Source organism: Deinococcus detaillensis (assembly GCF_007280555.1).
GTDB lineage: Bacteria > Deinococcota > Deinococci > Deinococcales > Deinococcaceae > Deinococcus > Deinococcus detaillensis.
Genome location: NZ_VKDB01000003.1, coordinates 211,057 through 236,734 on the forward strand (window position 1 = coordinate 211,057; position 25,678 = coordinate 236,734).

General features: G+C 62.9%; 27 protein-coding genes. 15 read left to right on the forward strand and 12 right to left on the reverse strand.

Annotation, left to right across the window (positions count from 1 at the left end; genetic code table 11):
- Window positions 1-22 precede the first annotated feature (22 nt).
- The 3 genes from trmB to FNU79_RS05045 are packed head-to-tail and all read right to left on the reverse strand — an operon-like array spanning window position 23 to window position 2,753.
- Complete coding sequence (gene trmB, locus FNU79_RS05035; protein WP_143719795.1) at window positions 23-1,033, reverse strand: tRNA (guanine(46)-N(7))-methyltransferase TrmB; 1,011 nt, start codon at window positions 1,031-1,033, stop codon at window positions 23-25.
- Window positions 1,030-1,770 (reverse strand): FAD-dependent oxidoreductase, encoded by a 741-nt coding sequence (locus FNU79_RS05040; RefSeq protein ID WP_143719796.1) that lies wholly within the window; start codon window positions 1,768-1,770, stop codon window positions 1,030-1,032. The genes trmB and FNU79_RS05040 overlap by 4 nt, the downstream gene beginning before the upstream one ends.
- 38 nt (window positions 1,771-1,808) lie before the next feature.
- Complete coding sequence (locus FNU79_RS05045) at window positions 1,809-2,753, reverse strand: peptidoglycan-binding domain-containing protein (protein ID WP_143719797.1); 945 nt, start codon at window positions 2,751-2,753, stop codon at window positions 1,809-1,811.
- A gap of 121 nt (window positions 2,754-2,874) precedes the next feature.
- Here FNU79_RS05045 and FNU79_RS05050 point away from each other — a divergent pair, with 121 nt between their 5' ends.
- Window positions 2,875-3,312, forward strand: coding sequence for an acyl-CoA thioesterase (locus tag FNU79_RS05050; RefSeq protein WP_143719798.1), 438 nt, complete (start codon window positions 2,875-2,877; stop codon window positions 3,310-3,312).
- On the opposite strand, the gene FNU79_RS05055 is transcribed toward FNU79_RS05050, so the two are convergent.
- Window positions 3,309-4,157 carry a sulfurtransferase gene (locus FNU79_RS05055; RefSeq protein ID WP_143719799.1) on the reverse strand — a complete coding sequence of 283 codons (849 nt, stop codon included), beginning with the start codon at window positions 4,155-4,157 and terminating at the stop codon, window positions 3,309-3,311. The two genes, FNU79_RS05050 and FNU79_RS05055, sit on opposite strands and share 4 nt — an antisense overlap.
- Window positions 4,158-4,344: 187 nt before the next feature.
- Here FNU79_RS05055 and rpsP point away from each other — a divergent pair, with 187 nt between their 5' ends.
- The 4 genes from rpsP to trmD all read left to right on the forward strand — a co-directional run bounded on the left by rpsP (window position 4,345) and on the right by trmD (window position 6,347).
- On the forward strand, window positions 4,345-4,590 hold the full coding sequence (rpsP, locus tag FNU79_RS05060; RefSeq protein ID WP_124872470.1) for a 30S ribosomal protein S16: 246 nt from the start codon (window positions 4,345-4,347) through the stop codon (window positions 4,588-4,590).
- 116 nt (window positions 4,591-4,706) lie between these two features.
- A complete protein-coding gene (locus FNU79_RS05065; RefSeq protein ID WP_185974603.1) occupies window positions 4,707-4,952 on the forward strand; it encodes a KH domain-containing protein in 246 nt (81 codons plus the stop codon).
- Window positions 4,949-5,530 carry a ribosome maturation factor RimM gene (gene rimM, locus FNU79_RS05070; RefSeq protein WP_143719801.1) on the forward strand — a complete coding sequence of 194 codons (582 nt, stop codon included), beginning with the start codon at window positions 4,949-4,951 and terminating at the stop codon, window positions 5,528-5,530. The genes FNU79_RS05065 and rimM overlap by 4 nt, the downstream gene beginning before the upstream one ends.
- Window positions 5,523-6,347: a tRNA (guanosine(37)-N1)-methyltransferase TrmD gene (trmD, locus tag FNU79_RS05075; RefSeq protein WP_143719802.1), complete on the forward strand. Its 825-nt coding sequence runs from the start codon at window positions 5,523-5,525 to the stop codon at window positions 6,345-6,347. The genes rimM and trmD overlap by 8 nt, the downstream gene beginning before the upstream one ends.
- A gap of 4 nt (window positions 6,348-6,351) precedes the next feature.
- On the opposite strand, the gene FNU79_RS05080 is transcribed toward trmD, so the two are convergent.
- Together FNU79_RS05080 and fumC are read right to left on the reverse strand one after the other, a co-directional pair.
- On the reverse strand, window positions 6,352-6,681 hold the full coding sequence (locus tag FNU79_RS05080) for a hypothetical protein (RefSeq protein ID WP_143719803.1): 330 nt from the start codon (window positions 6,679-6,681) through the stop codon (window positions 6,352-6,354).
- Between the two features lie 137 nt (window positions 6,682-6,818).
- Window positions 6,819-8,222 (reverse strand): class II fumarate hydratase, encoded by a 1,404-nt coding sequence (gene fumC, locus FNU79_RS05085; RefSeq protein ID WP_143719804.1) that lies wholly within the window; start codon window positions 8,220-8,222, stop codon window positions 6,819-6,821.
- A 139-nt stretch (window positions 8,223-8,361) separates the two neighbouring features.
- On the opposite strand from fumC, the gene FNU79_RS05090 reads away from it, so the two are divergent.
- Both FNU79_RS05090 and FNU79_RS05095 read left to right on the forward strand, forming a co-directional pair.
- Complete coding sequence (locus FNU79_RS05090; protein WP_185974604.1) at window positions 8,362-8,826, forward strand: hypothetical protein; 465 nt, start codon at window positions 8,362-8,364, stop codon at window positions 8,824-8,826.
- A 320-nt stretch (window positions 8,827-9,146) separates the two neighbouring features.
- Entirely contained in the window at window positions 9,147-12,110 is a 2,964-nt protein-coding gene (locus tag FNU79_RS05095) for a CheR family methyltransferase (RefSeq protein ID WP_143719806.1), read from the forward strand.
- Window positions 12,111-12,141: 31 nt separating this feature from the next.
- Here the strand turns inward: FNU79_RS05095 and FNU79_RS05100 are convergent, their stop codons facing one another.
- The gene (locus FNU79_RS05100; RefSeq protein WP_143719807.1) at window positions 12,142-13,557 is read right to left on the reverse strand and encodes a sensor histidine kinase; all 1,416 of its coding nucleotides are present in this window, start codon (window positions 13,555-13,557) and stop codon (window positions 12,142-12,144) included.
- 241 nt (window positions 13,558-13,798) lie between these two features.
- Between FNU79_RS05100 and FNU79_RS05105 the strand changes: the two genes are divergently transcribed.
- Window positions 13,799-14,359, forward strand: coding sequence for a hypothetical protein (locus FNU79_RS05105; RefSeq protein ID WP_143719808.1), 561 nt, complete (start codon window positions 13,799-13,801; stop codon window positions 14,357-14,359).
- 102 nt (window positions 14,360-14,461) lie between these two features.
- Here FNU79_RS05105 and FNU79_RS05110 read toward each other — a convergent pair whose 3' ends face one another.
- Window positions 14,462-15,055, reverse strand: coding sequence for a hypothetical protein (locus FNU79_RS05110; protein ID WP_143719809.1), 594 nt, complete (start codon window positions 15,053-15,055; stop codon window positions 14,462-14,464).
- Window positions 15,056-15,243: 188 nt separating this feature from the next.
- Between FNU79_RS05110 and FNU79_RS05115 the strand changes: the two genes are divergently transcribed.
- On the forward strand, window positions 15,244-16,422 hold the full coding sequence (locus FNU79_RS05115; protein WP_143719810.1) for a CofH family radical SAM protein: 1,179 nt from the start codon (window positions 15,244-15,246) through the stop codon (window positions 16,420-16,422).
- A gap of 2 nt (window positions 16,423-16,424) precedes the next feature.
- The gene (locus FNU79_RS05120) at window positions 16,425-17,285 is read left to right on the forward strand and encodes a menaquinone biosynthetic enzyme MqnA/MqnD family protein (RefSeq protein WP_225429890.1); all 861 of its coding nucleotides are present in this window, start codon (window positions 16,425-16,427) and stop codon (window positions 17,283-17,285) included.
- On the opposite strand, the gene FNU79_RS05125 is transcribed toward FNU79_RS05120, so the two are convergent.
- Complete coding sequence (locus FNU79_RS05125) at window positions 17,243-18,202, reverse strand: RluA family pseudouridine synthase (protein WP_143719812.1); 960 nt, start codon at window positions 18,200-18,202, stop codon at window positions 17,243-17,245. The two genes, FNU79_RS05120 and FNU79_RS05125, sit on opposite strands and share 43 nt — an antisense overlap.
- 110 nt (window positions 18,203-18,312) lie before the next feature.
- Here FNU79_RS05125 and FNU79_RS05130 point away from each other — a divergent pair, with 110 nt between their 5' ends.
- The 3 genes from FNU79_RS05130 (at window position 18,313) to FNU79_RS05140 (ending at window position 20,440) form a co-directional block, all read left to right on the forward strand.
- Window positions 18,313-19,155 carry a hypothetical protein gene (locus FNU79_RS05130; RefSeq protein WP_143719813.1) on the forward strand — a complete coding sequence of 281 codons (843 nt, stop codon included), beginning with the start codon at window positions 18,313-18,315 and terminating at the stop codon, window positions 19,153-19,155.
- Window positions 19,156-19,270: 115 nt separating this feature from the next.
- On the forward strand, window positions 19,271-19,714 hold the full coding sequence (locus FNU79_RS05135; RefSeq protein ID WP_143719814.1) for a YbjN domain-containing protein: 444 nt from the start codon (window positions 19,271-19,273) through the stop codon (window positions 19,712-19,714).
- A 24-nt stretch (window positions 19,715-19,738) separates the two neighbouring features.
- A complete protein-coding gene (locus FNU79_RS05140) occupies window positions 19,739-20,440 on the forward strand; it encodes a MerR family transcriptional regulator (RefSeq protein ID WP_143719815.1) in 702 nt (233 codons plus the stop codon).
- A gap of 21 nt (window positions 20,441-20,461) precedes the next feature.
- On the opposite strand, the gene FNU79_RS05145 is transcribed toward FNU79_RS05140, so the two are convergent.
- Together FNU79_RS05145 and FNU79_RS05150 are read right to left on the reverse strand one after the other, a co-directional pair.
- Window positions 20,462-20,851 carry a hypothetical protein gene (locus FNU79_RS05145; RefSeq protein ID WP_124872510.1) on the reverse strand — a complete coding sequence of 130 codons (390 nt, stop codon included), beginning with the start codon at window positions 20,849-20,851 and terminating at the stop codon, window positions 20,462-20,464.
- Entirely contained in the window at window positions 20,851-21,948 is a 1,098-nt protein-coding gene (locus FNU79_RS05150; RefSeq protein ID WP_143719816.1) for a butyrate kinase, read from the reverse strand. Before FNU79_RS05150 ends, FNU79_RS05145 begins: the two co-directional genes overlap by 1 nt.
- Window positions 21,949-22,155: 207 nt before the next feature.
- Here FNU79_RS05150 and FNU79_RS05155 point away from each other — a divergent pair, with 207 nt between their 5' ends.
- Window positions 22,156-23,538 (forward strand): S1C family serine protease, encoded by a 1,383-nt coding sequence (locus FNU79_RS05155; protein WP_143719817.1) that lies wholly within the window; start codon window positions 22,156-22,158, stop codon window positions 23,536-23,538.
- Window positions 23,539-23,585: 47 nt separating this feature from the next.
- On the forward strand, window positions 23,586-25,052 hold the full coding sequence (locus FNU79_RS05160; protein WP_225429891.1) for a tRNA nucleotidyltransferase/poly(A) polymerase family protein: 1,467 nt from the start codon (window positions 23,586-23,588) through the stop codon (window positions 25,050-25,052).
- Window positions 25,053-25,074: 22 nt separating this feature from the next.
- Here FNU79_RS05160 and FNU79_RS05165 read toward each other — a convergent pair whose 3' ends face one another.
- Window positions 25,075-25,629 (reverse strand): MarR family winged helix-turn-helix transcriptional regulator, encoded by a 555-nt coding sequence (locus FNU79_RS05165; protein WP_143719818.1) that lies wholly within the window; start codon window positions 25,627-25,629, stop codon window positions 25,075-25,077.
- Window positions 25,630-25,678: the final 49 nt, after the last annotated feature.

Here is a 25,678-nt window from a genome sequence, read left to right on the forward strand (position 1 = left end):
CAACTGAAAGGCGCGTGGCGGTTCAGTATCCCAAGTGCTGCACCTTCGCGCCCTGCGACACCAGCCAGTCGGTCAGGGTGTCCACCGCCGCTTTGACCGCTGGCGTGATGATCGGGCCGCCGAATTTGCCGAGCCGCACCAAGACCGTTCCGCCCTCACGCTGGGTCACGTTGACCAAAACTTCCTGGGTCAGTTCGCCTTCCACCACATGCGCCAGCACGGTGAATTCGTTGCGTCGCAGACTGCGGTAAGCGTCTAGCAGCACCACCGTGTACGGCTCAGTTCCAGTCCCGCGCTGCGTTTGGCGCTGAAATTGGGCAAACAGGTCATCGAAGGTCAGTGTTGCGGGCAAGCGCTCTAAAATGGCGTGTGGCACGCGGGTGTCCTCCAAATGGTCGGCTATATCTTGCGGGAAGGGTTGAATGTCGGTGTGGGGATAATTTGGCTGCGCGGTGGCCACGAAGCGGGCGTGCTGGGCGCTGAGGCCGAGCCCCTGCCACTTGAGGGCGTATTTGGTGTGCGCGGCGGCGGCGGGAGCCTCGGCCCGCTCAACGCGCATCACGCCGCTTTTCTCGGCTTCGCGGCAAGCAAAGTCAAAATACTCGTCATGGTCGGTGGTCAGCAGCACTGCGCCGCCGACTTGCAAGCGGCTGGCGGCCAGCCTGAAAAAGTCGGCCCGCAGCAAGCGGTGATCCTCGTGTTCGGCTTTGGGCCAGGGATCGGGAAAGTTGACGATGATCTGACTCAGCGCTCCGGCTGACACCACCTCGCGCAGCAGCGGAGTGGCGGGCAGCTTGGTCAGGTGGGCATTGCTCAGCCCCGCCTGAGTCAGCCGCCGCGCCGCTTTGAGCAAACTCACGCCGCTGAGCTCTACGCCGAGGTAATTGGGAGCCGCACCGAAAGTTTGAGCGTACTGCGGCCAGAACCGTCCGTCACCGAAGCCGATTTCCAGTGCCCAGGGCCGCTCGGCAGTGTCGGGATACAGGCGGGCAGCAGCGTCGGGAAAATGGAACTCGCCGAGGCGGTAAATCACGCTGACCCCAACTGACGGGCCAAAGCTGCCGCGTCTTCCAACACTGAGGCGTAGGTGTGTTGACCCGGCGTGCAGCGGCCCAGCGCATAGACATTGTCCAGCCGGCTCACCTTGAAGCCGTCCAGTTCGCCGGGGGCCAGCACTTGAAAGCGGACTTCATATTCCACTGCGCCGGCTTGCGGCAGCACTTCGCCCGAACCGTAAGTCAAATACAAACCGTGCGCCGCCAGGTCTTCAGACAAAAAGTCGTAAGCCACTTCGCTCAGCCGCCCCGCGTCTTCCATCGTGTCACCGATCAGCAAGCGGCCTTTCAGGAACGCGCCCACCGCCAGCACCACCGTTTTGGCGCGGAGTGGCGGGCCTTCCCACGTTGAAAGATTGATTTCGGCGTCCTCTTCGCTCAGCGCTGTGACGCATGACTGCAACAGGTGGATGCCAGCCGTGCTTTCCATTTCGGCTTTGAGGTGGCGGTGGAAGATCCAGCCGTCGGTCTGGGGGGCAATAGCGCTTTTGACTTGGGCGAATACGCTGTCAGCGGGAAATTCAGCGCCTGACACGTCCGGTTGATACAAGTTGCCCAGATGATCGAGCGCCTGCGAAACGAGCAGCACGTCCTGACCGGCGCGGGCGAGTCGCCAGGCCAGCTCGCAGCCGGCCAGCCCCGCGCCGATGACGGCCACGTCGTAGAGGTGCCCCGGCTGCGGCTGACTGCGGGGAGGAGAGGAAGACTTGAACATCAAATAGGGAGTTTAGCGCATCGCTGAGCGCTTTGGCCCTATTTCCCCGCTGCCTTAAACTTTTTGGCGTCCGGCGAAAAGAGCGCGTCCCAGGTGGCTTTATCGAGGACGCCGCTGGCTTTGAGAGCATTGGCCGTTTGAAAGTCGCTGACGGCTTTGCTGGTGTTGGGGCCGTACCAACCGTCGCCCACGCCGCCTTTGCCGCCCAAAGTCAGGGCGATGAGGCGGTTTTGGGCCGCCAGCACATCGGAGCCGGAAAGGCGCGGCGTTTTGAGTTGGAGGCTGCGGCTGAACGGCACTGGCACGGGGCTCTTGGACGCAGTTTGGGGCGGTGTTTTCTTCGCTGTCGTACCAGCGGCGTTGGGCGAGGCGGCCTGAAAAGTGCCAGTTTTGGGCGCTGGCGTTGCGGTGGCCGGTGAAGTGACAGGCGTTGACGCTGGCGTAGCAGCAGGCGCAGGCTTGGTGATGGTGGTGGCGGGCTTGGCCGCAGGTGTCGGCGTGGTCACGGCGGAAGCCGGCACAGTAGGAGCGTCCAGATAAATGAGGCTGCGGTCTTTGTTGCTCTCGTCGCTGGCCACCCGCAAATACACGGTGCCGCCGGGCATCTTGACCCAGTTGAACACCGTGCGCTGATCGTCGCGGCTGCGCCACACCCCGTAGAGGTCGCTGCCCAGCGCCGAGCTGAGGGAAGAGCGCACCGTTTCCACGTCGCCCTGCACGCCCACACAGCGCTTGTCGGGCGTACCGATGGTTCCGTAAGCCGCCGGGCAATTTCGCAGTACGCCGTCAAAAGCCTGAGCCACCCGCAGCGCCGCCGCGTTGATGTCGGCGGGCGTCGGCACTGTGACCACTGCAAGAGGATCGGAAGCTGTAGGCGCGGACGTGGTGGCCGTGGGGGTGACGTTGCTGGCCAAAGCCGCCGACCCAGCCCCGGCCAGCAGCAAGCTGAGAACAAGCGTCACAGGGGCGGCAAAGTGTTTCATAGCTCAATCCTTATCACGCGCCGGTATGTCCACAGTGCAAAGGAAAGCGCTCGGCGTCTCGGCAGTTTTCTCACGTGGCTGTCAGGCGTCTTGGTACTTAGCGGCGCTCTACACTTGAGTCATGCCTCCCCGCCCGCCGCCGACCCGTGCCGAATACCCAGTCTCTTTACCGCTGCAAACCCGCTGGGCCGACAACGACCTTTACGGTCACGTCAACAACGCCGCTTATTACACCTACTTCGATACGGCGGTCAACAGCTACCTCATCCAAGCAGGCGTGCTGGATATCCACGCCGGAGACGTGATCGGCTTGATCGTGGAAACCGGCTGCGTTTACTTTGCGCCGCTGGCTTTTCCTGATTCTCTCAGTGTGGGCCTGCGCGTCGCCAAGCTGGGCCGCAGCAGCGTGCGTTACGAGCTGGCCGTATTCAGAGAAGGTGAGGACACAGCGGCGGCGGCAGCGCATTTTGTTCACGTCTACGTAGACCGCCAAACCCGCCGCCCGCTTGAAGTTTCGGGAGAGCTGCGGCGGGTGCTGGAGGGGTTATTGGTCGTTTAGCTTTCTTCGCCCGTCGCCACCGCCCGCGTGTCGTCGCTGACCCAGTCGCTCCACGATCCGGCGTAGAGCCGCACGCCCGGCCCCGGTTCGCGTCCTGCTACGGCCAGCGCCAGCAAGTTGCCCGCTGCCGACACCCCGCTGCCGCAGTACAGCACCACGTCGCCCGCCGGAAAGCGTGTGGCCTGCTCGTCCGGCGCTTTGAAAGTGCCCCCAGCGCTCAGGCCGCTGGCCCAATCCCGGTTGACGGCCCCCGGAATGTGCCCGGCTTTTTTGTCCATCGGCTCAGTGTCGCCCCGGTAACGGGGAGCAGCGCGGGAATCGATCAGGGTCACGGATTGCGGTAGCGCAGCCACCTCGTCGGCGCTGGCCAGCCAGCCTTGCTGCACGTCGGGCGTGAAGGTGGCGATAGCGTGGGCGGGTTCGTCGGTAATGATCTCTCCGCCCGCCGCCAGATAAGCGGGCCAGCCCCCGTCCAGCACCTGCACCTGGGTGTGGCCCAGCCAGCGCAGCAGCCACCAAGCATGGGCGGCGTAAAAGCCCTGTCCGGTGCTGGGATCATCGTAGATGACCACCTGATGCTCGCCGCCGATGCCCTGCTCGCCCAGCCAATCGGCCAGCGTTTGGGGGTCGGGCAGTGGGTGACGGCCCCCCGCGCCGCTCGGCTGCACTTCGCCGCTGAGATCAGTCTCCAGGTCAGCAAACACGGCGTTGGGAACGTGGCCCTCCCCGTAAGCCAGCCGCCCAGACAGCGGATCGGCCAGCGCGTAGCGGGTGTCCAGAACGCGCAACATGGGGTGATCAAGCTGCTTGACGAAATCGGCGGCGCTGATGAGGGGTGAGGGCATAAGTTTAAGTTTAAGTCACCCCACCGGAAAGGCCCGCTTTATTTGCTCATTGGCCTCCTTCTCTGATACACTTCTGCGGTGCGCTCCGGCTGGCTGCTGACGGGCGTAAACGACGTCACGAGCGTGGCCCGCCAGAAGAGCGGAAGTTGAACCCTCAACGCTTCCCCACCCAAGGAATACAAATAACATGGTCAAGATTCGCCTTTCCCGCTTTGGTTCGGCCCATAACCCTCACTACCGCATCGTGGTCACCGATGCCCGCCGCCCCCGTGACGGCGGTTACATCGAAAACCTCGGTCACTATGACCCCCGCAAGACCAGCGAAAACTACGTCAAGGTCAATGTGGAGCGTACCCAGGTCTGGTTGGCCAACGGCGCACAGGCCACCGACACCGCCCGCCGCATCCTCAAGACGCAGGGCGTGAAGTTCTAAACTTTAAGCTGATGAGAAAGCCGTCTCCTTCGGGGGGCGGTTTTTTTATTGTCTTGTGGCCCTACTGACCACTCCCTGCCCCTCCGTCATTTCCCCGCAAGACCCGCCGCGCTAGAATGCCGCGCATGAGTGATCCCGTGAAGATGGCGCTGTTTTTGGCGCAAAGTGTCGTTGACCAACCTGCCGCCGTGCGTGCCACTGTGCGCGGCCCCACCATTATGCTGCGGGTCGCGGTCGGCGAGGAAGGCCGAATCATCGGGCGGCAGGGCCGAGTCATCAGTGCTATACGCACGCTGGTACGGGCTGCCGACGCGCAGGGCAAGCTGGGCGTTGACCTTGACGCGCCGCGCCGCGAGCGGTGAGCGCCCCGAATAAACCGGCCCCCGATCAGACCACTTTGGTCGGCACTTTGCTGGGGCCGCACGGCGTGGCGGGGGCCATCAAGTTGCAGGTGATCGGCTCGCCGCAGCAGCTCAGCAAGCTCAAGCGCCTGTATATCGGGGAGCTGGGCTGGACGCGTGTGCTGAAATTTGAGCTGCACGGGGCTGGCCCGGCCATCACGCTGGGCGGCATTTCAGACCGCACCGCCGCCGCAGAGCTGCGTGGCCGGCCCGTCTATGCCCACGACGACGAGTTGCCCGCGCTGCCCGAAGGCGAATATTACTACCACCAGTTGCGCGGCCTTGAGGTCAAAGACGCCGCCGGAACGGTGCTGGGCGAAGTGACGGACGTGCTGGACGCCGGACATCAAGATCTGCTGGTGGTCAAGTCTCAGCGGGGCGGCGGCCTGATTCCGCTGCAAGCGCCGTATGTGAAGATCAACCCCGGCGTGGGCATCCTGCTGACTGAGGACGCTCCGCTGGGCTTGCTGGGCGAAGAAGCCAGTGACGAAGTGGGCGGGCCAGAAGCGGGCGAGCCGCTCGATGGAGCCGATGAATAACGCGCCGCAGCTCACCTTCAGCGTTCTGACACTTTTTCCCGAATTGCTGCGGCCATTCACCGAAGAAGCGCTGCTGGGCAAAGCGCGGGATAAAGGCTTGCTGGCCTACCGCCTGATTGATCTGCGGAGCTACGCGGGCAACAAACACAACAAAGTAGACGACTCTCCTTACGGCGGCGGCGCGGGCATGGTCATTCGGGTGGACGTGGTGGCGCGGGCGTTGCAAGCCCTGAGCGCCGAAGGAAGCGGTACAGATGCGCCGGACGAGGTGATTTTGCTGACTCCAGCGGGGCCGCGCTTCGATCAGCGCACCGCCGAAGAACTGGCCCGCAAGCGTCATATTGCTCTGTTGTGTGGCCGCTACGAGGGCTTCGACGCCCGCACCGAGTCGCTGGTCACCCGTGAACTGAGCCTCGGTGACTTCGTAATGATGGGCGGGGAAGCCGCCGCCGCCTGCGTAATGGAAGCGGTGGGCCGCTTGGTGCCGGGTGTGATTGGCGACGAGGCCAGCCACCTGCAAGACAGCTTTAGCAGCGGCCTGCTGGACTACCCGGAGTACACCCGCCCGGTCAGTTGGCAAGGCGAGGAAGTACCGCCCGAACTCCTGAGCGGCAACCACGCGGCCATTGAGCGCTGGCGGCGGGATCAAGCGCTCGGGCGCACGCTAGAACGCCGCCCCGATTTGTTGCCGGACGCCAACTTGACCCCGCTCGACAGCGCCGCGCTGCTGACACTGGGCGTCAGCGCTGAGCAGTTGGAAGTTTGGGGAGCGCCGCCGCCCCCGAAGGTGAAGCGGAAGCGCAAAAGGGGAGAGTGACGCCTCAGCGCGTGGGCCGCGTCTGGTGCAAGATGACTTCAGTCCAGTTGGCCGCAATATAGAGCGGCACGAACGAGAGAGCTAGGCTGAGTAGACCGAGTAGCGCCAAGGCCAAGCCGCCGCCGAAGCCCTCACCGCTCAGCAGTGGCGTGAGCAAACCGCTAGAAAAGAGCAGCGTACTTCCCACGGTGGTCAGGGCCAGTGCGCCGAGTGTGCCCCACATGCCGCGTGTTCCCAGATCGCGCCGCCCGCGCCAGATCCCCAGGACGAGCACCAGGGCCGCCGCCAGAACGCCGAAGCTGAGGCCTGCTCCGCTCAGGTTAATGGTATTCATGACCTGGAGTTTAGCAAGCTGCTCTACTTGGGCGTCGTTTCGCGGTTGCCGTTTGGCAAGAGCGTGGAAGAGTCAGGCGCTGGGTCTTGCCAATGCTAACCACGGCACTGTATATCTGTCCAAAGTCGAGCGTTGTCTCAGTTCCGCGTCATCTCCAGCGGCACGACCCACTTCCCAAATTCTTCCTCGGTCACGTAGCCCAGCGACAGCGCCGCGTCCTTAAGGCTGCTGCCTTCCTTGTGCGCTTTCTTGGCAATGGCGGCGGCTTTGTCGTAGCCGATGTGCTTGTTGAGCGCCGTCACCTGCATCAGGTTGATGTCGAGGTTGTGCTGAATCTTCTCGCGGTTGGGTTCGATGCCCGCCGCGCAGTTGTCGTTGAAGGCCAGCGAAGCGTCGCTGATTAGGCGAATGCTTTCCAACACGGCGTGAACCATCACCGGCTTGAAGACATTGAGTTGGAAGTTGCCCTGCGATCCGGCAAAAGCGACGGTGGCGTCGTTGCCGAACACGCGGGTGGCAACCATCGTCAGCGCCTCACTCTGGGTGGGATTGACCTTGCCCGGCATGATGCTTGATCCCGGCTCGTTTTCGGGAATGATAATTTCGCCGATGCCGTTGCGCGGCCCCGAAGCCAGCCAGCGCACATCGTTGGCCATTTTCATCAGTGCGCCCGACAGGGTGCGGATCGCTGCCGAGACTTGCACCAGCGCGTCGTGAGCGCTGAGAGCCGCGAATTTATTTTCAGCCGACTTGAAGGGAAAGCCAGTTTCCTCTGCGTATTTCTGGGCGGCGAGGTCGCCGAATTTGGGGTGAGCGTTCAGCCCTGTGCCCACCGCTGTACCGCCAATCGCCAGATCATACAGCCCGGTTTCGGCGTGCTTGACTTCACCCAGCGCGTAGTCGAGCTGCGCCACCCAGCCGCCGATTTCCTGACCCAGCGTGATGGGCGTGGCGTCTTGCAGGTGGGTGCGGCCTACCTTGACGATGCCCGAAAATTCTTCCGATTTGGCGTGCAGGGTGTCGCGCAACTTGCCGACGCTGCTATACAGCCGCTCGTTGAGTTCCAGCACCACGGCGATGTGCATGGCAGTGGGGAAGGTGTCGTTGCTGCTCTGGCCCCGGTTGACGTGATCGTTCGGATGCACCGGCTTTTTGCTGCCCATCTCGCCGCCCGCCAGTTCGATGGCCCGGTTGCTGATGACTTCGTTGGCGTTCATGTTGCTCTGCGTGCCGCTTCCGGTTTGAAAGACCACCAGCGGAAAGTGGCTGTCGAGTTTGCCCGAAATCACTTCGGCGGCGGCTCTGACAATCAAGTCGGCCACGTCCTGTGGCAACTCGCCCAGGTCAGCGTTGGCCTGTGCCGCGCCTTTCTTCAAAATGCCCAATGCCCGCACAATCGGGCGGCCCATCACAAACGTGTCGCGGCCAATCGGGAAATTGTGAATGCTGCGCTCGGTTTGCGCTCCCCAGTAGCGGTCGGCCTGCACTTCTTGGGTGCCCATTGTGTCGGATTCGGTGCGGGTTTTGGGATTGGAAGTCATTTCCACAGTTTAAGGGGTTGTTGGGAGGTGAGAGCGGTTTGATGCGTAAAAACACCCCCTTTGTCTTGAACAAATGCGACATCTCCGCCCTGTCCCGGTGGCGGATGCGCCAGCGCCCGCCTTCTGCCAGAGTGGAAGCGTGGCTTACCTAGAGTTTTTGCCTGATGCCCGCCTGAGCCATTTGGTGCGGAATTATTTTCAGGGATCTGGGAACTTTCACAGTGGCCCAGAAGAACACCGCTTTATGCCCGAACGTTTGGTGCGTCTGAGCTTTTCGGTGGGTCAGACCTGGCAGGGTTCCTTGCGGGGCGGGGCGTTGGAGCTGAGGCCCAGCGCCCTGCTGTCGGGCCTGACCCTCATCCCCTTGCGGGCCGTGTCGCAGGGCGCTTTGATTTCTATTGCCACCCCCGTCGAAGCGCAGGGACAGGTGCAGGGCGGCGCAGAAACGTTCAGTTCGCTGGCGCAAATCGCTGGGCCGCTCGGTGGCGGGCAGCTCTACTCGCGCCTCGGCCCCGGCGCGACCTACGGCGCGGCGGCGGCGCTGGGTGTGGCGGGCGGCACTGGGCTTGCTGCTGCGGCAAAAGCCACTGGTGAGCGGCGCTGAAGCCGACGGGCCATTCTCCAATCCGGCCTGAGTGCTGGCCGCGTCGGTGGTGGCGGGGAAGTCAGGTTTGGCTTCCTTTGCCTTGTCGGATTGGAACGCACCCGCCCGATTCAGCCAGCAGCGCCCATAAGCAAGTGCCCTGAACAACGGTGCTCAAACCGTATACTGCCTCCACACCGACTTTGGTCTGCCGCCAAGGTGTTTGGCACGCTGGTCTTTTTCTGCTTTGGTGCTCAAGTTTGGGTTGATTTCAATGTGCCGACCTGAAAAGCGCAGGAACCGCCGCCGCGCCGCTCAAGACCTCACCTTGGAGAGTACCCATGTCAGAACAGCCCCCCGAACAAACAACCAACGGTTCGACCGCCGACGCCGATTCCACTTCCATGCGGCCAACGCCTCTGGCGCTGGTGGTGGGTATTGGCGGCTCGGCAGGAGCCCTTGACGCCTACGAGCGCTTTTTTGTCGGTTTGCCGCTGGGCAGTCAAATGGCCTTCGTGGTGATCTCGCACCTCGACCCGCACCAAGAAAGCCTGATGCCCGAAATCTTGCAGCGCTGCACCGTGCTGCACGTGGAAGCGGTTCGTGACGGCACCGTGATAAAGGCCGACTCGGTCTACGTGGCTCCGCCGGGGTTCAGTGTGGCGGTGCGGGGCGGGACATTGCAGCTTCAAGCGCTGTCTCAGGCCAAAGGCCACACCATCGACGCTTTTTTTGTCAGCCTGGCTGCCGATCAGGGTGAGCGGGCGGCGTGCGTCGTGTTGTCGGGCATGGGCAAAGACGGCACGGCGGGAGCGCAGGCCATCAAGGAGGCGGGCGGGCGGGTGCTGGTGCAAGACCCCAGCACGGCGGAGTTCGGCTCGATGCCTCTCAGCGCCGTCACTGCCGGGGTGGCCGACGCGGTGCTTCCCGCCGAAGAACTGGCCACCCGCTTATACACCTGGGTCAATGCCAAGTCGCTGACGCCCTTAACCAGCCGCGATCTGGAAGCAGAACCCACCGAACTCCACAACATGCTGCTGCTGGTGCGCTCCCGCACCGGGCACGACTTCAGCGGCTACAAGCCGTCTACCCTGGTGCGCCGAATCGACCGCCGCATGAAAAGCCAGCGCATTCAAACCTTCGCGGAGTATTCGCGGATGCTCGAAGGCAGCCCCAGCGAAACCGAAGCGCTCTTTCAAGATTTGACCATCAACGTGACCCGCTTTTTCCGCGACCCCGACGCCTTTGGGCAACTCAAAGAACATTTGCGGAGCATGTTGCTGCTGCGCGACCCGCCGCAGAGCAGCCTGCGGGTGTGGGTACCCGGCTGCGCCAGCGGTGAGGAAGCCTACTCGGTGGCGATCATTTTGCACGAATTGGTAGAAGAGTTGGGCAGACCGCTCAATATCCAGATTTTTGCCACCGACATTGATCAGCAGGCCATCGACGCGGCCCGTTTGAGCGTGTATCCGCTCAGCATTGCCCACGTGGTGTCGGCCCAGCGCCTGCAAAAGTATTTCCGGCGCAGCGAAGAAGGCTACCAGATTCAGGGTTTTATCCGCGAGTCGGTGGTGTTTGCTCTTCACAACACCTTCAGCGACCCGCCGTTTACCCGGCTCGATTTGCTGTGCTGCCGCAACATGCTGATCTACTTCAGGGCCGAGTTGCAGCAGCGGGTCTTGGGGGTGTTTCACTACGCCCTCAACCCCGGCGGCCTGCTGTTTTTGGGCACCAGCGAAACGCTCGGCGCTCAGCGTGACCATTTCGCGGCGCTGGACTCGCACTGGCGGATTTACCGGCGCGGGCCGGAAGCGGCCAGACCCTTGCCCTCAGGTCAAATGACCCCGAGGGGCGCAGGCGGCCTGAGCCGGGGAGCCGCGCCGTTTCAGGGCGTCTTGGCCTTGCCGCACCGCACCTTGTCGCAGCAGGCCCAGCGGGTCTTGCTCTCGCAGTACGCGCCTCCGGCGGTGGTCATCAACGCTTCGGGCGACATTTTGTTTGTCAACGGCCAAACCGGGCGCTACCTGCAACTCCCCAGCGGCACCGGCAGCACCAACAACGTCCTCGAAATGGTCAAAGACGGCCTGCGCTACGACTTGGCCGGCGGCATCCGCGAAGTGCAGCGCGATCAGCGCGAGGTGGTGGTGCATCACCAATTTTTCACCGAGGGCGGCTCAGAAGGGAGCGGCGCAGTGGGCAGCAGGGCAGTGGGGCTCGACATTACGCTGCGCCCACTGCACGGCCCCGAGCAGGGGTTGGTCATTATCATTTTCCGCGAACAGTCCGGCCCCGCCCAGCTGCTTAGCCTGGAAACAGGCCAGCTTGACCAAGTTCAGAGCCTGACCCGCGAACTCCAACACACCCGCGAAACCTTGCAGGCCAATATCGAAGAAATGCTGATTTCGGTGGAAGAACTCAAAAGCACCAACGAGGAATACCAAACCACCATCGAAGAACTTAAAAGCACCAACGAAGAGCTGATGACGTCCAAAGAAGAATTGCAGTCGCTCAATGAAGAACTGATCACCTCCAACAGCGAGCATCAGGCGGTGATTACCGAGCTGGGCCAAACCAATGACGACATGAACAACTTGCTGGAAAGCGCTGGAATCGCCACCCTCTTTTTGGGCAACGATCTACGCATCAAGCGCTTTACGCCCAAGTTCGCCAGTGTCATCCGGCTGCTGCCCAGCGACATCGGGCGGCCCATCAGCGACTTTCACCTCAAGCTGAATTACCCTCACGTGCTGCGCGATATTGGGCAAGTCCTGGAAACCCTGCTGCCGTTTGAAACCCAAGTCCAGACCCAAGACACCCACTGGCATCTGCTCAGAATTACGCCTTACCGCACCGCCAACAACTTCATCGACGGCGTGGTAGTGGCCCTGACCGACCTCGACGTGGTCAAAAACCTTGAAGCTCAAGTGCGGATCTCGGCCCGCTACGCTCAGGCGCTGCTCGAAGGTCTGCCCGATCCGGTGATCGTTTTTGACCAGCACAGCCGCCTCGTGACCGCCAACCCGGCGCTGATCCGCTTGCTGCCCGACGCCGAGCCGCAAACGCTGCTGGCCGATTTGAACGGCGTATTTGGCAGCCAGGACGTTCAGGCGCTGCTGGACAGTGTGATCGCTGGCCGTAAACCCGAAGCGCTGGAGCTGGCGCTGTCGGGCGAGTCGCAGGCCCAGCGCTTTAAGCTCAGCGCTTGGCCGGTCAGCGCCGAGGTGGCGCAGCCTCCGCTTTATTTGCTGCTGCTCGAAGCGCTGCCGCCAGAGTTTTCGGCCAAGCAACAACCGCCACAAACCTGAGCGCAAAAAGAGCGGACAGTTGCTCCGGCGCTTATCTCCTGACGCCCGCTTCTTTAGGCAGGGCCACCCAAAAGCTGGCTCCTTCGCCTTCTTTGCCCTCGCCCCAAACTCGCCCGCCGTGCCGCAGCACCACCCGCCTGACAACCGCCAGCCCCAGTCCTAGCCCCCCGAACTGACGCGGGGTGTGAAGCTGCTGAAACAGCGCGAACAAGCGCGACTTTTGCCGCATGTTAAAGCCGACGCCGTTGTCTTGAACCGAAATGATGTATTCGGTGTTGTTTTCGGAAACGCCAATGCGGATGTGGGCTTCGGAGCGGGTTCCGCTGAATTTGAGGGCATTGTCGAGCAAGTGAAAAAACAGGAGCTGCAAGGTGCGGCTGTCGCCCGTGACGGTGGGCAAGCGGTGCTGCTCCCAGACGATTTGGCGTCCTTCCAACTCGCCCGCGAGCGACTTCTTGACTTCGGCCAGCACTTTTTCCAAGCTCACCGGAATAAACCGCGCCCGCTGCCGCCCCAGCCGGAAGTATTCGGTCAGGGCTGCGGCCAGCACCTGCACGTGCTCGGCAGCCGAAACCATTTTCCGCAGGTAATGCTCACGCAGCGCTTCTGGATACACCGTTTGGGTGTCTTTAGGCGCTGGGGAAGCGGCGGCTGTGCGTGCGGGCGTGGCGGCGGGCGGCGCGTTTTTGAGCAGGCCCGCGAAACTGCTGATGTGCCGCAGCGGCGTGTCAAGTGCTTGCATGGTGGACTGCACGAACAGTTCCAGCTCTTCGTTGAGTTCTTGGACTTGCACGGTGCGGGTCATGATCCGCGCTTCTAGAGTGTCATTGAGCGCCAAGATGGTGCTCTGCGCGGCTTTGAGGGCCGTGATGTCGGTGACGGCCAGCCGGATATCGCCGCCGCTGCTCAGCACAGCGTCGAGTTGGCCTTCGAGCGGCACCGTGTTTAATGCCCCAGTACCTGCTCCCCTAGCGCCCTGCGGCAGCAGCCTGAGTTCCAGCCGCCCGCTGGCCGCGCCGCTGCCCAGCCGCTTGAGGAGGGTGGCCAGCGAGGTGCGCGAGGATTCGTCCACAAACAGCAAGAAGCGCCGGCCCAGCAGGTGCTGGCGGCTGAGGCCGAGCTGGGCGCTGCCCGCCGCGTTGACTTCCACGATATGCCCGCCCTTGTCGAGCGAAAAATAGCCGACGGGGGCCATGTCGTAGAGTTCTTGGTACTTGTCGCGGGCAAGCTCTAAGGCCTGGTTGCTGCGCTGCAATTCTTCGTTTTGCAGCAGCAACTCCACCTGATGCACCTGAAGCTCGTGCTGCTGCGCTTCAAAGTCGTGCCGGAGGTGCTGAAAATTCGCTTCACTGTGCTGCGAGGGTTGAGCTTGCAACTGCTCTTCGGCTTGCCGCCGCAGGTCGTCAGAAGACCAAACTGGAGCGGGCGTACTTTGCTGATCGCTCATGGCTGTCTTCTCCCTCACCGACCACCTCAACTGCTTAAGTGCTCTTAAGATAGCGGCTGTGAAGTTTAGATACCCCGCCACGGCGAACACTGTAAATTTTGTTCTACCTTTCTCACGCCCATCAATACTGAAAAGGGGTTTGCACACCTCGCGCTTGTTCCCATTGGTGCGCGGGCGTGAAGCGGAAATGCAGCAGGGAAGTGCGGCAACTTTTGAAGCGCTGGCCCCGTAGACTGTAGGTATGAAACCGTGGACGCCCGCTCCCCACCTCGCCCTAATGCTCTCGGCACAAGCCGAAGCGCTCGGCGCGGATTACCTCAAGCTCATTTACGCCGACGGGGTGTTTCAGGGCGTCAGGCCCATCTCGGCTGAGCAGCTGATGCGCGGTGAGCGCGGGTACGCCCTGACGCCCAGCGCTTACGGCGGCGAGTGGAGCCTGACGCTGGGAGCCAGCGCTCAGCAAAAAGAACTCGCCGACAAAGTGCATCTGACTTTTGTCGGCAACACGGTGGCCCTCACGGAGAGCGGAGCCACCATCGGCAAGTTGATGGCCCGCCTCAGTTCAGCGGCGGCCAGCAGCTGCTTTCGTGTCGGCTCCGAGCGCCTACCCGCCCTCAAAAGTTGGGTGGAAAACAGCGTGAGGAGCGGAGCGCGGGCTGACCTCAACACCGAGCGCTCGTTCGGGCCGCTGCGGGTGCAGCTGCTGACCCATCGCGGGGGCGGGGGCGCTGAGGCTGCGCAGGACTTGGCCGAAGTGGACGTGCTGATGTCGCGCACCGGTCAGCCAGCAATGGGGGCCTGACTCGGCCCCACCGGAGGGTTCATTTCTGAAAAGCGGTCGGAGAGGGGAGGAGTTGGTCGGCTACGGCCTGCTCAACTCGCTTCCAGAGTTCGGCGCGGCCGCTCAGATTCTAGGATCGGAATCGAAAGGCCCCGAGTGAGGTTGGATTGGGCCGCATACCAGTATCCAGCCCATCACCACCCCGCCGCCCACATATGAGCCTCTGCTGACCCAAGTACAACCGGCAGGTGTATAACTGGGCAGCGTCGGCAGAGCCTGCGGCCCAGTCGGCACGCTTGCCGTTCCCGAGGAAGTACCCGGCTGCTCATCCACGACTAGAGCGCTGGAAATGACCGCACCGGACGCACTCATCATTTCTCTACAGGCCAACTGCCAGCCGTTCCTGTAGATCCAGCTACAACCGTCAGGCGGCGTCTGGTTTGGATACGTTGGCAGCGCCTGAATCGGCGGCGTGACGGGCCTGACGGGAGCGCCCGTGACCGGGACATTCCTGATGCTCTGCATCTGCTGAAGCGGCTGGGCCAAGGTTGCGGCGCGGGGCTGGGCGGAGGCGCTGCCGAGCGAGCTGGCGGCGAGGGCAGCGAGCAGCATCACCTGAACACCCCGGAACGCGCGGACAGTGAGCGGCTGAAGAATTTGGAGTTGGGTGACTTGGGGCTGAGCGGTCTGAGTCTGGACGGTCATCAACTTGGTCATGGCGTTTTCTCCTTGTCATGAAAAGGGGCGGCTCGGCGGGCGGTGGGTGGAAGCGGGGGGAGACTTTCGTTTGCTCTCCTCCTGCTCTGTGCCTACTGTGAACTTGCCCCCCTGAACGGGCCGTGAACAGCCATGAACGGTAACCCTTCAGGGACTTTTCCCCACTGCTCCGGTGATAAACTGCCCTCATGAAGCGCCTGACTCCAGAAGACGCCGCCCTGCTCGCCAAGGCTGAGCGCGGAGAGCGGCTTGACCACTCCGAAATCACCGCCCTCTACTCGCTGCCCCTCCCCGATGTGGCGGCGGTGGCCCACAGTCTGCGGCTCCAGCGCACCGACGCCGATACCGTGACCTTTTTGATTGACCGCAACATTAACTACACCAACATCTGCAACGTGGGCTGCAACTTCTGCGCCTTCTACCGCACCAAGCGTCAGAAAGACAGTTACACGCTCGATTTCCAGCAGATTTCAGACAAGATCGTAGAACTTGAAGCGGTGGGCGGCTCGCGCATCCTGATGCAGGGCGGAGTCAATCCCGAATTGCCGCTGGAGTATTACACCGATCTGCTGCGCCACATCAAAAAGCACCACCCCAGCATCCGCATCGAAGCGTTCAGCCCCGAAGAAGTGCTGTTTATGGAAAAGACGTTCGGCCTCGACCTCGATACCCTGCTCGATACCCTCATCGAAGCGGGTCTGGACGGCCTGCCGGGAGCGGGCGGCGAAATCTTGGAAGACGACATCCGCGCCAAAGCCGCGCCCGCCCGCATTCGCAGCAACGATTGGTTCCGCATCCTCGACGCCGCTCAGCGCAAGGGACTGTACACCATCTCGACGATGGTCATCGGCTTCGGCGAGAGCTACGCCCAGCGGGCCAACCATCTGCTTAAAATCCGCGATCAGCAGGACAAAGCGCTGCACGACTACGGCATCGGCTTTGCGGGGTTCGCCATGTGGAGCCTTCAGACTGAGCACACCCGCCTGCACGGCAAAGCGCCCGGCGCGTCGGCGCACGAATATTTGCAGCAACTGGCCATTGCCCGCATCGCCCTCGACAACCAGCCCAACATTCAGGCGTCGTGGCCCGCGCAGGGCTTCAAGGTCGCTCAGGCGGCGCTGTATTACGGCGCGTCGGATTTGGGCAGCACCATGCTGGAAGAAAACGTGGTGTCGGCGGCGGGCGGCGGCGGGCGGCACAAAGCCACCGTGCGCGAACTCGTCCGGATTGCCCACGACGCCGGATTTAAACCCGCCATTCGCAACAGCTACTTTCAGATTCTGCGCTACCCCGACGTGCGAGCGGCGCTGGACATCAATCAGGGAGCTGAGGCCGAAGAGGAGCGGGCGGTGGGGGCCGGAGCCTGAGCGTGCTGAGCAGCCGCGTGCCGCCTTACCGCGCAGGCTGGATTCACTACACCAACGTCGCCCCGATTCTGGACGATTTGATCTTGCCCGCTGGAGTCAGCGCTGTGACGGGTGTGCCCACCCAGATGAACGCGGCGCTGCTTTCGGGTGGAGTGGACATCGCCAATATCAGCGCGGTGGAGTTTATTCGCAACGCGGATCAGCTGGCCGCCCTGCCGGATTTCAGCGTGGCGGTGCTGGGTCCCGTCTACAGCGTCAATCTGTTTCACAGCGTTCCCTGGGAGAGCCTTAAGCGAGTAGCGCTGACCGCCCAGAGTGCCACCAGCGTAGCTTTACTTGAAGTGCTACTGCGGGAAAGTGGCCTCTCGCCCAGCTTGGAACGCGCCGAGGGCACGGCTCAGGAATTGCTGGCGGCAGGCTACGACGGCGTGCTCAGAATCGGTGACAGCGCCCTGCGCGAATGGTACGGCGTGGTCGGCCCGCTGACCGAGACCACCAGCATGACCGCCCTGCCGCACCACAAGGGCGGCGTGACCGTCACCGATCTGGCCCAGAAGTGGTTTGAGCTGACCGGCCATCCCTTCGTATTCGCGGTGTGGGCTTACCGCCAGAGTGCGCCGCCGCCCGCCGAGTTGCTTCAGGCCATGCGGGTGGCACGGCGTCACGGCATCGGACATCTGGCAGAAGTCGCCCAGCGCCACGCCCAGCTTCTGGGTTTGCCGGAGCGGGTGGTGCAGCACTACCTCTGGAATTTCCGCTACCACCTCGAAGCGCCAGACCGACTCGGCCTGAACGAATTTGCCGCCAAAGTCGCGCCGAATCACCCGCCGCTGGTGTTCGGGCCTGCGCTGCCGGGAAGCTGAGGCGGGAGCTGACCTCCAATTTGCAAAATGGGCGGCGGCGGCGCGGTGATCTCCAGCACCTCGCCGCTTACCGGATGCACGAAGCGCAGGCGGTGGGCGTGCAGCCAGTAGCCGCCGTCTCCGGGCAGCCCCGGCAAGTGGGGGAGAGGCAAGCCGCCGACGCCGTACAGCGGATCGCCCAGAAGCGGCAGCCCGATGCTGGCCAGATGAATCCGAATCTGGTGCGGGCGTCCGGTCAGGATGTCCACTTCAAAGAGAGTCTGGAGTTCAGCCGTTCCGCGTCTTTCCAAAACCCTTGCCAAGCTGCGGGAAGCTTTGCCCGCTGGACTGGCCGCGTAGACTTCGTCCAACAGGGGGTGCGGCACCGGCCCAATCGGGGTGCGGATGTCGTAGGCGTCTTGCCCGGCGTGGCCCGCTGAGAGAGCCAGATAGCGTTTGCCGATCTGCTGCTCCCGCCACGCGCGGCTCAAACTTGCGGCGGCAGCGGTGGTGCGGGCAAACAGCACCAAGCCCGACGTGCCGCGCCCCAGGCGGTGCAGCGGACTGGCCTGCGGAAACTCGGCGCGGACCAGATGAAGCAGGGTGTGTTCCAAAAATCCGCCACCCGGCAAGGTGGGCAGGCCGCTGGGCTTGGTGACGGCCAGCACGGCGGCGTCTTGATAAAGCACCTCGAAGTGCAGCGGCGCAGCGTCTTCCTGCCAGGGCGGGCGCTGCCAGATTAAGATTTGTCCAATCTGAAGTGTTTCTTCTCCGCTGGCGATCTGCCCGTCCAGTTGCACTTCGCCGCGCTCCAAGCGCTCTTGCCACTCTGCGGGTGTGGAATGCGGGTAGCGCCCTGCCAAATAACTCAGCAGGTTCTGGCCCTGCGCCCGCCCGCCGATCTGCTCGCGGTAAGCGTAACCGCTGTTGAGTGCCATCTGCCGAGTGTAGCGTTGACTGACCGCCGCTTCATTACCGCTCCGTCATCTGATCCAAGCTGACGTAAGCCTAAAGAGCACGCTCATGTGTTCCCGCTAGGATACGTTTCATGTTGAAGGCTTTTCGCCCCTCGGCCCTGTTGGCCGCCTCTTTGGTGCTGTCGCTTCCCCTCACTTCGCTGGCCGCCGCGCAGACTGCTGCGCCTGCCCCCGCCCCCGTTCCCGCGCCTGCTGCTCCCGCGACGCCCGCACCTGTGACTGCGCCTGCAACAACAGGCCCGGTGCGCCTGAGCGTGCCGAGCAACGCGGCCTCGGCGCTGGGCATTGAAGTCAGCGCCGTGGTGTCGGGCCGCTTGTTGGGCTGCCCCAAAGCCCTCAAACTCAGTGCCGGAGCGCTGTGCTTGTACGCCGCCAGCCCCGCCGCCACACTGCGCCCCAGCATCAAAGCCAAGCTCGGCAGCCGGGCAGGCGAGTGGAAACTGTCGGGCAAGGCCAGCAGTTTGGCCGTCAACACCGGCAAAACCTTAGCGCTGGTGCTGCTGGCCGAGATCTCAGCCAAGGAAACGCTGGTGGTGGTGGATACTCCCGCCGCCACCGCTGCAACCGCTCCCAGCACGGGCCGTCCCGCCATGCCCGCCGGAGCCGTCAAGGGCGAGCCGTACTTGCTCGGCAGCGATTTGAAGGGCTTGGTGAATATCACCTCGCTGGGCGCAGGTCAATTCAAATTGGAGCGCAGCGGCCAGAGCGCCCTGGTGGTTACGGCAGGTAAAGCGGCGGCCACCCTCGGCGGCGGCGCAGTGACGTTGCCGCTCGCGCCCGCCTCTGACGGCAAGAATCTGATTTTGCCCTTCTCGGCGCTGGGCGCTCTGGGCTGCACCTCCGCGCCCAACGGCAAAGTGCTGACCGTCTCGTGCGGTGCAAACAGCGTGGGCATCAAGCCGATTGTTTTTTGAGTTGAGGGCGCAGGGGAGCGTGAAGTCGGTTGAGGCTTTGCGCTCTTTATCTGTTGTGGGCGGCGGGGCTTGACGTGAAGTGGACTTCATGTGTGATGCTGGCTCCGGAGGTTCTATGACCGATATCCCGCTGCTCACCCTTGACACCATTGCCAAATACCTCAAAGAACGTGAGGTCAATTTTGATCTGAAAGAGCAGAATGATCAGCGCTTCTTGCGAACGGGCTGGCGCTTTGAAATGGGTGACGCCACCGTGTTGCTGAGTGTGAATGACAGCTCAAATCACACCTCGCGCTTGGAGATCACCTGCGTCACTCAAACCACTTACGCCGCCCACCAAGCAGAAGTTTTGGCCTTTCTCAACGCCCGCAACCGTGAGCTGGCCTTTAGCCGCAGTGTAGACGGCGACGGCAATGTTTGGCTGGAATATGTTGGGCTGTATCCAACCCTTACCGAGTGGCCCCAAGAGACCTTTGATACCCTCTTCGGCGGCGTGCTGTCGCATTTTCAGGAAGACTACGGTTTGCTCGAGCAGCGTTTCGGTGTGCTCCAAACTTAGGGCCGGGCGGTGAGGGGCCACGCTTTGCCGCGCAGCGCTGAGGCATTTGGACGGATGGTGACGACTTACCGCCGCCGCCTTACCCAAGACGCTCAATTTGCCGCTGTGCTGGAGGTGCTGTGCGGTTCGCCGCAGGCGGTACAGGCCTTTGCTCAGGCGTCCGGCGTTGGAATCTCGGCTTTTGCGGCGCTGGTCGAATTGCCCCCGTCGACGGTACGGCACTATCAGCGCTTGGGGCTGATTACGCCTTACGAGGTCAGCGGCAAGTTCCGTTTTTGGTTTCATAACATCGCGCAGGTGGAATCGGTGCGGCAGTGGCGCGATCTCGGCCTCAGCTTGGAAGAAATTCAGGCGCAGCGCACCTTCCAGCGGCTCGGCGGTCAAACGGCAACCTTCAATAAACCATCTGCCACCGGCCTGAGCGTATGGGTCACCAAGCAGGCTGTGACGGTCAGGGAGCTGTTGCCCGAGCAAAGCGGCGCTGCCCGTTCGCCGCTTAATCGCCTGAATTCCTATACCGTTTGGGTGCCAGTGGAAGAAGACCGTCAGCATGCACTGGCCAAAGAACTCTTTCAAGACGCCGACCCCAGCGGTATGCAGCGGCTGCTGAGTGAGGTGAGCGCCGCACGGCAACGGATTGAAGACCAACTCAGCGTCCTTCAAAGGCGGGTGCAGCGGGCACAACTGCTCGAAGCCGCGCTGCAACACCATACCAAAGAAAACTGAGAGACAAGCCCACTCCGCTCCTCAACTCATCTGATCCCGAATCACGTCCAGCGTTTCCAAAAATGAATCCAAAAACTCGTCTTCCAAGTCGAGGTCGCGGATCAGTTCGTCTTGGGCCGTTACCGACTGTGCCCGTGTCCAGCGCACGCGGGCGTTGCGGGCTTCATAGACGTTGCCCATTCCGGCGATGTGTCGGGCCGCGTGCCGCACCGCTTCGGCCGGATCGTCGGTGGGAGCGATGGTGCTGAGGTTACGCAGGCCGCCTTGATCGTTGACCAAGCTGGCAATCACTTCTACGCGCTGCCCCTTGCGGCTGAGAAACACCTGATCGACCCGCCACATGCTGGTGGCGCGAATCGGGTGTGGGCGCTCTTTGCCGAGTTTGCCCGGCTTGCGCGACGAGCGGGCCATCAGGCGGAGTCGGCTGCGCTGGCCGCGCCGGGAGGTGTCCAGTCTTGGGCGGTTTCTAGGCCCAGCAGCACCCGGCCCATTCCCTCGGCCAACGCTTCGAGTTCCAAGTCGCCGGGCAGCACCGTCAGCGGCGCGATCCATCCGATCTGGCGCTCGATGCGGTCCACCACGCTTTCCCAGCGGGCAATTCCGCCGGTAATCGCCACCGCGTGAGGGCGGGCGCTGAGAGCGGCGCTGTAGGCTCCGATATTCTTGGCGACCTGATAAGCGAAAGCGTCGGCGGCCAGCTTAACGCGGCTCTCGGTTTTCTCGCGGCGCTCGAGTTCGCGCAGATCCGCCGTTCCAGTGAGGCCCAAAAAGCCCGCTCCGCTGAGCAGCAGCTTTTCGGCGTCGCTGCGCGGGCGGCTGTAAGCGACGTCGAGCAGGGCGCGGATCGGCAGCGTTCCGGCGCGGCTGGGGGTAAACGGGCCTTCGTCGAGCCGCGCACCTGTCGTGTCGACGATCTTCGCGCCTTCAAAAGCGCTGACGCTGATGCTGCCGCCGAGGTGGGCCACCACCACGCGGGCGTCTTGGAAGCGCACCCCCTGTTCGTGGGCGGCGCGGCGGGCCACCAAGCGGGCGTTGAGGGTGTGCAGGCGGCTGAGGCGCTCCACCCCCGCCAGCCCCGACACGCGGGCCTCGGGGCGCAACTCGTCAACATCTGGCGGATCGACGACGTAGGCGGGCACGCCGCGCGACTCGGCCAAATGCAGCGCCAATGCCGCGCCGACATTGCTGGTGTATTCGCCGTGCGGGTGGGTCAGCAGCCACTCGGCCAGCTCGGGCGTCACCCGGTAAGCTCCGGCCTGCAAGTTCCCGATGAGTCCGCAGGCGGCCACCACCGCGTCGGGCTTGGGCCAATCGGCAGCGGCAGTCATTAGATCGGCCTGCAAATCGCTGAGTTCCAGCGGCCCAGACAGCAGCGCCGAGTGCATCACCTCGGTTTTGTCGAGCTTGAGGCGCAGCAGCGAAGGCAAAGCGGGATTATCGCCGCGCTCGATTTCGGCCAGGGCCAATTTGGTGCTGGTGGAGCCGGGGTTGATGACGTAGGCCAGCATTAGCCGTTAAGGTAGCAGATGGACATCTGTGAAGCTATACGGCCTGAGCATTTTATTAGGGACAGCCGCCTTTTTTGTAAAAAACCACACACCTTAGAGTGCTTTGACCCTCAGGCTCTCCGAAGGGAGGGAGGGCGGGCCAGCTTAGCGGTTTCCTCATGCGTTACGCGCCGCATTTTCACGGGGTCTGGTTCTAATAAGGGCATTATGGCCAACCGCACCAACACTGTCCTGATTACCGCCGCCGTGGCCGCTGCCCTTGGGATTGGTATCGGAGCCACCGTCGGGCGCGGCGTATTGCCGAGCGCCCAAGCGGTTCTCAATTCCGGCTCCCAAACGAACACCGCCCAGAACACGGTGGCGACCTCCACCACACCCTCTACCAGCGCCAGCACTGCGTCTCTGCCAAGTTCTGCCACCACTTCTACTGGCGACGCCACCCAGCCGCTGCGGGCCGAGGGCACCAAGCTGGTAAGCGAGGCCAACACTATCTCGATTATCAAGCAGTACGAGCCGGGGCTGGTGTATATCACCACCGAGTCTCCGGCCAATCCGGATGCGTTTGGGCAGATGGGCGGCGGGCAGTCCGGCGTCGGCTCCGGCTTTTTTGTGGACGACAGCGGCGATATTCTGACCAACTACCACGTTGTCACCGAGGGCGGGCAGGTGCAGGGAGCCACCATCAAAGTGCGGGTGCAAAACCAAAAAGTCCCGGTGGAAGCCGAGATCATCGGCCTCGCGCCGCAGTACGATCTGGCGCTGATTCGCCCCAAGAACATGCCCAAAGCCCTGATCAAGCCGATTCCTTTGGGCGATAGCAGCGCCCTCGAAGTCGGCCAAAAAACGGTGGCGATGGGCGCTCCCTTCGGCTTTGATTTCAGCGTCTCGGAGGGAATTGTCAGCAGCGTCGACCGCCAGATTCCGATTGGTTTCAATTCGGGCGGTGAGGGCATTACCCAAAACGCCATTCAAACCGACGCGGCCATCAACCCCGGCAACAGCGGAGGGCCGCTCCTCGACAGTACCGGGCGGGTCATCGGGATCAACACCCAGATCATCAGCCCTGCCGGGGCGCAAAGTGGCGTGGGCCAAAGCGCGGGCATCGGCTTTGCCATTCCCATCAACACCGCCAAAAACCTGCTGGAGCGCCTCAAAGCGGCGGGTGGCGGCTTGGTGCTGGCTCCCGCTATCGGCGTGAGGCCGGGTCTGCTGGCGTTTCAAACGACCGCTAACGGCAGGGTGGGCATTCCGGTTGATCTCAGCGCGGTGCCCAGCCAACTGCGCCAGCAATACAACTTGCCGCCGAGCGGATTTTTGATCGGGGAGGTGAGCGCCGGCACACCTGCGGCCAAAGCGGGCCTGCGCGGTGGGCAACTTCGCTCGGTGAGCGGCGGCCAAATCGCGGTGGGCGGCGACGTGATCGTGAGCGCCGACGGCAATCCAGTCAGCAGTATCGGGGATTTGCAAGCGGCATATATCGGCAAAAAAGCGGGCGACAGCGTGAAGTTGGAAGTGGAAAGCGGCGGCAAGACCCGCAGCGTCGAGGTTACGCTGGATCAAAGCTCGTTCACGACCTTACCGCCCAACTGAACACCGCCGAGTTGCTTCCCTCTGGGAAGTTGTGAAACCTTAAAGCCGTGTCAGATCACCTCCGCCCGCTTTTGCCCAAAACCCCGCCGCCCAGCTTGACGCCGGAGACTTTAGATGGGGCGGCGATGCTGCTGCGGGCTTGGCATTTGGAAGCGCTGGCGGTGCTGGACGGCGAACAGGTTTTGGGTGTGGTGACGCCCCGTGAACCAAACCGGATTCAGGCCACGCCCATATTGGACAGTTCGGCCCGCTTGGACGAAGCCCGCGCCGCGTTGCAGTCCTTTCCCGCGCTTGTCGTTACTCACGCCAGAAGGTTCGCCGCTGTGCTGCTGCCTGCCGACCTCGCTCCGCCCGCTGCGCCGGAATTGGCCGAGCGGGTTTGGTCGGCTCTCAGCGCCGCTGACCGGGAGCTGCTTACGGCGCTGAGCATTCAAGTTTCCAGCGGGCAAGTTTCGGGTGGCAGGCTGGCTCTCGTCGGCGGGGCGGTCAGGGACGCTCTGCTGGGCCTTGCGCCAATTGACCTCGATATCGTGCTGGTAGGCGGCGATGTGGAAAGCTTGGCCCGTCAATCCGGCTTGCCGTTTTTGTTTCATCCGGCGTATCAAAATGCCACCCTGACGTTGCCGGATGGCCGCGCCGCCGATCTGGTCAGCGCCCGCATCGAGTGCTATGGGCAGGCGGGCGCTTCGCCGCTGCCGCATTCCGGCACCCTCAGCCAAGATGTTCTGCGCCGCGACTTTTCGCTGAATGCTTTGGCGCTGGTGATAGGCGAGGCGGCGGGAGGGCAAACCAAGCCCGAACTGCACGATCCGGCGGGCGGCCTGGCAGATCTGCTTAACCGGGAACTGCGCCCGCTGTACCCCGACTCGCTGACCGACGACGCCTCACGGCTGATTCGCGGCGCACGCCTCTCGGCACGGCTCAAGCTCAGCGCCTCGCCGCAGTTGCTCGCCCAAGTGTCTTCAGCCCTCGCGGTGGCTGCCCAGACGCCCCGCTTAGACGCCGAGCTGCGCTTGATGCTCTCGGAGCCGCGCCCGAGTCAGGTGATAAAGCGGCTGGAAAGCTGGGGCGCGGCTGCCCTGCTGCCCGCTGGAGCGCCCGCAGTTCTCGCCGCGCTGGACGCCCTGCCACAGCGCCCCGGTGACGCGGTCTACGCAGCTGGCTTTTTGTCCAGCATGGCCGATCAACACGTGGCCGATCAACACGTGGTTGGGCAACACACTTGGCAAGACCGTTTGGCCCTGGGGCCACGTCCGGCAGCGCTGCTAAGGCGGGCACTGGATCACGAATATGTTTCTCCAGACAGCGCCGAGGCGACTTTGCGCGGCGTGCTGCGGCCTGACGCGTATATTCCGCTGACCGGCAAAGACGTGCTGGGCCTCGGCGTTCCTGCCGGGCCACAGGTGGGAAAGGCGCTGGCCCACCTCAGCGGCTTGCGCCGAGCGGGGCGGGTAAGCAGCCGAGAAGCAGAGGAAGCCGAGCTGCTCCACTACCTTGCCACCTTGCCGAAATGACGGGCCTCGTCACACCCGCAGCTTACGATGCGGTCAGTGACCTAAGCGCTTTGGCCTCCGCTTTGCTCGCCTGCTTTTCCTGCTTTTCTCTGGGTGGTTTTTGCGCTGTACCTGTTCCCGCTTTGCCAGCGCTGAGGGCCAAGCCCAGCTTGCGGGTCAGGCTGGACAGTTGGGCCAACTCGTCTCTACTCAGGGAGTCAAACACGCCCACAACGCCTCTCACGTGCGGCGGCAGCACCTGCACGATCAGTTCGCGCCCGGCTGGGGTAAGAGACACGATCATTACCCGCCGATCTTGCTGGCTGCGTTCACGGCGCACCAATTGGGTTTTTTCGAGGTTGTCGATCACCATGGTCAGGTTGCCACTGGAGCGCAAAATCTTCTTGGCCAGCGCTTGCTGGCTCAGCGGGCCGAGATGATAAACCGCTTCCAGCACCCCAAATTGGCTGGTAGTCAAATCAAAGCGGGCGAGGTGGCGGTTGGCCTGCATCTCCACCAAATGCGCCGCTCGCCAGAGTTTGATGTAGGCGTCGAGGGCAGCCCGTTCTTGGTCGCCTCCGGCGTATTTTGTGGGCATAAGCTCCATGCTGGGTCAGCGGGCGGCAAAGTGCAAGCGGCAGCACTCA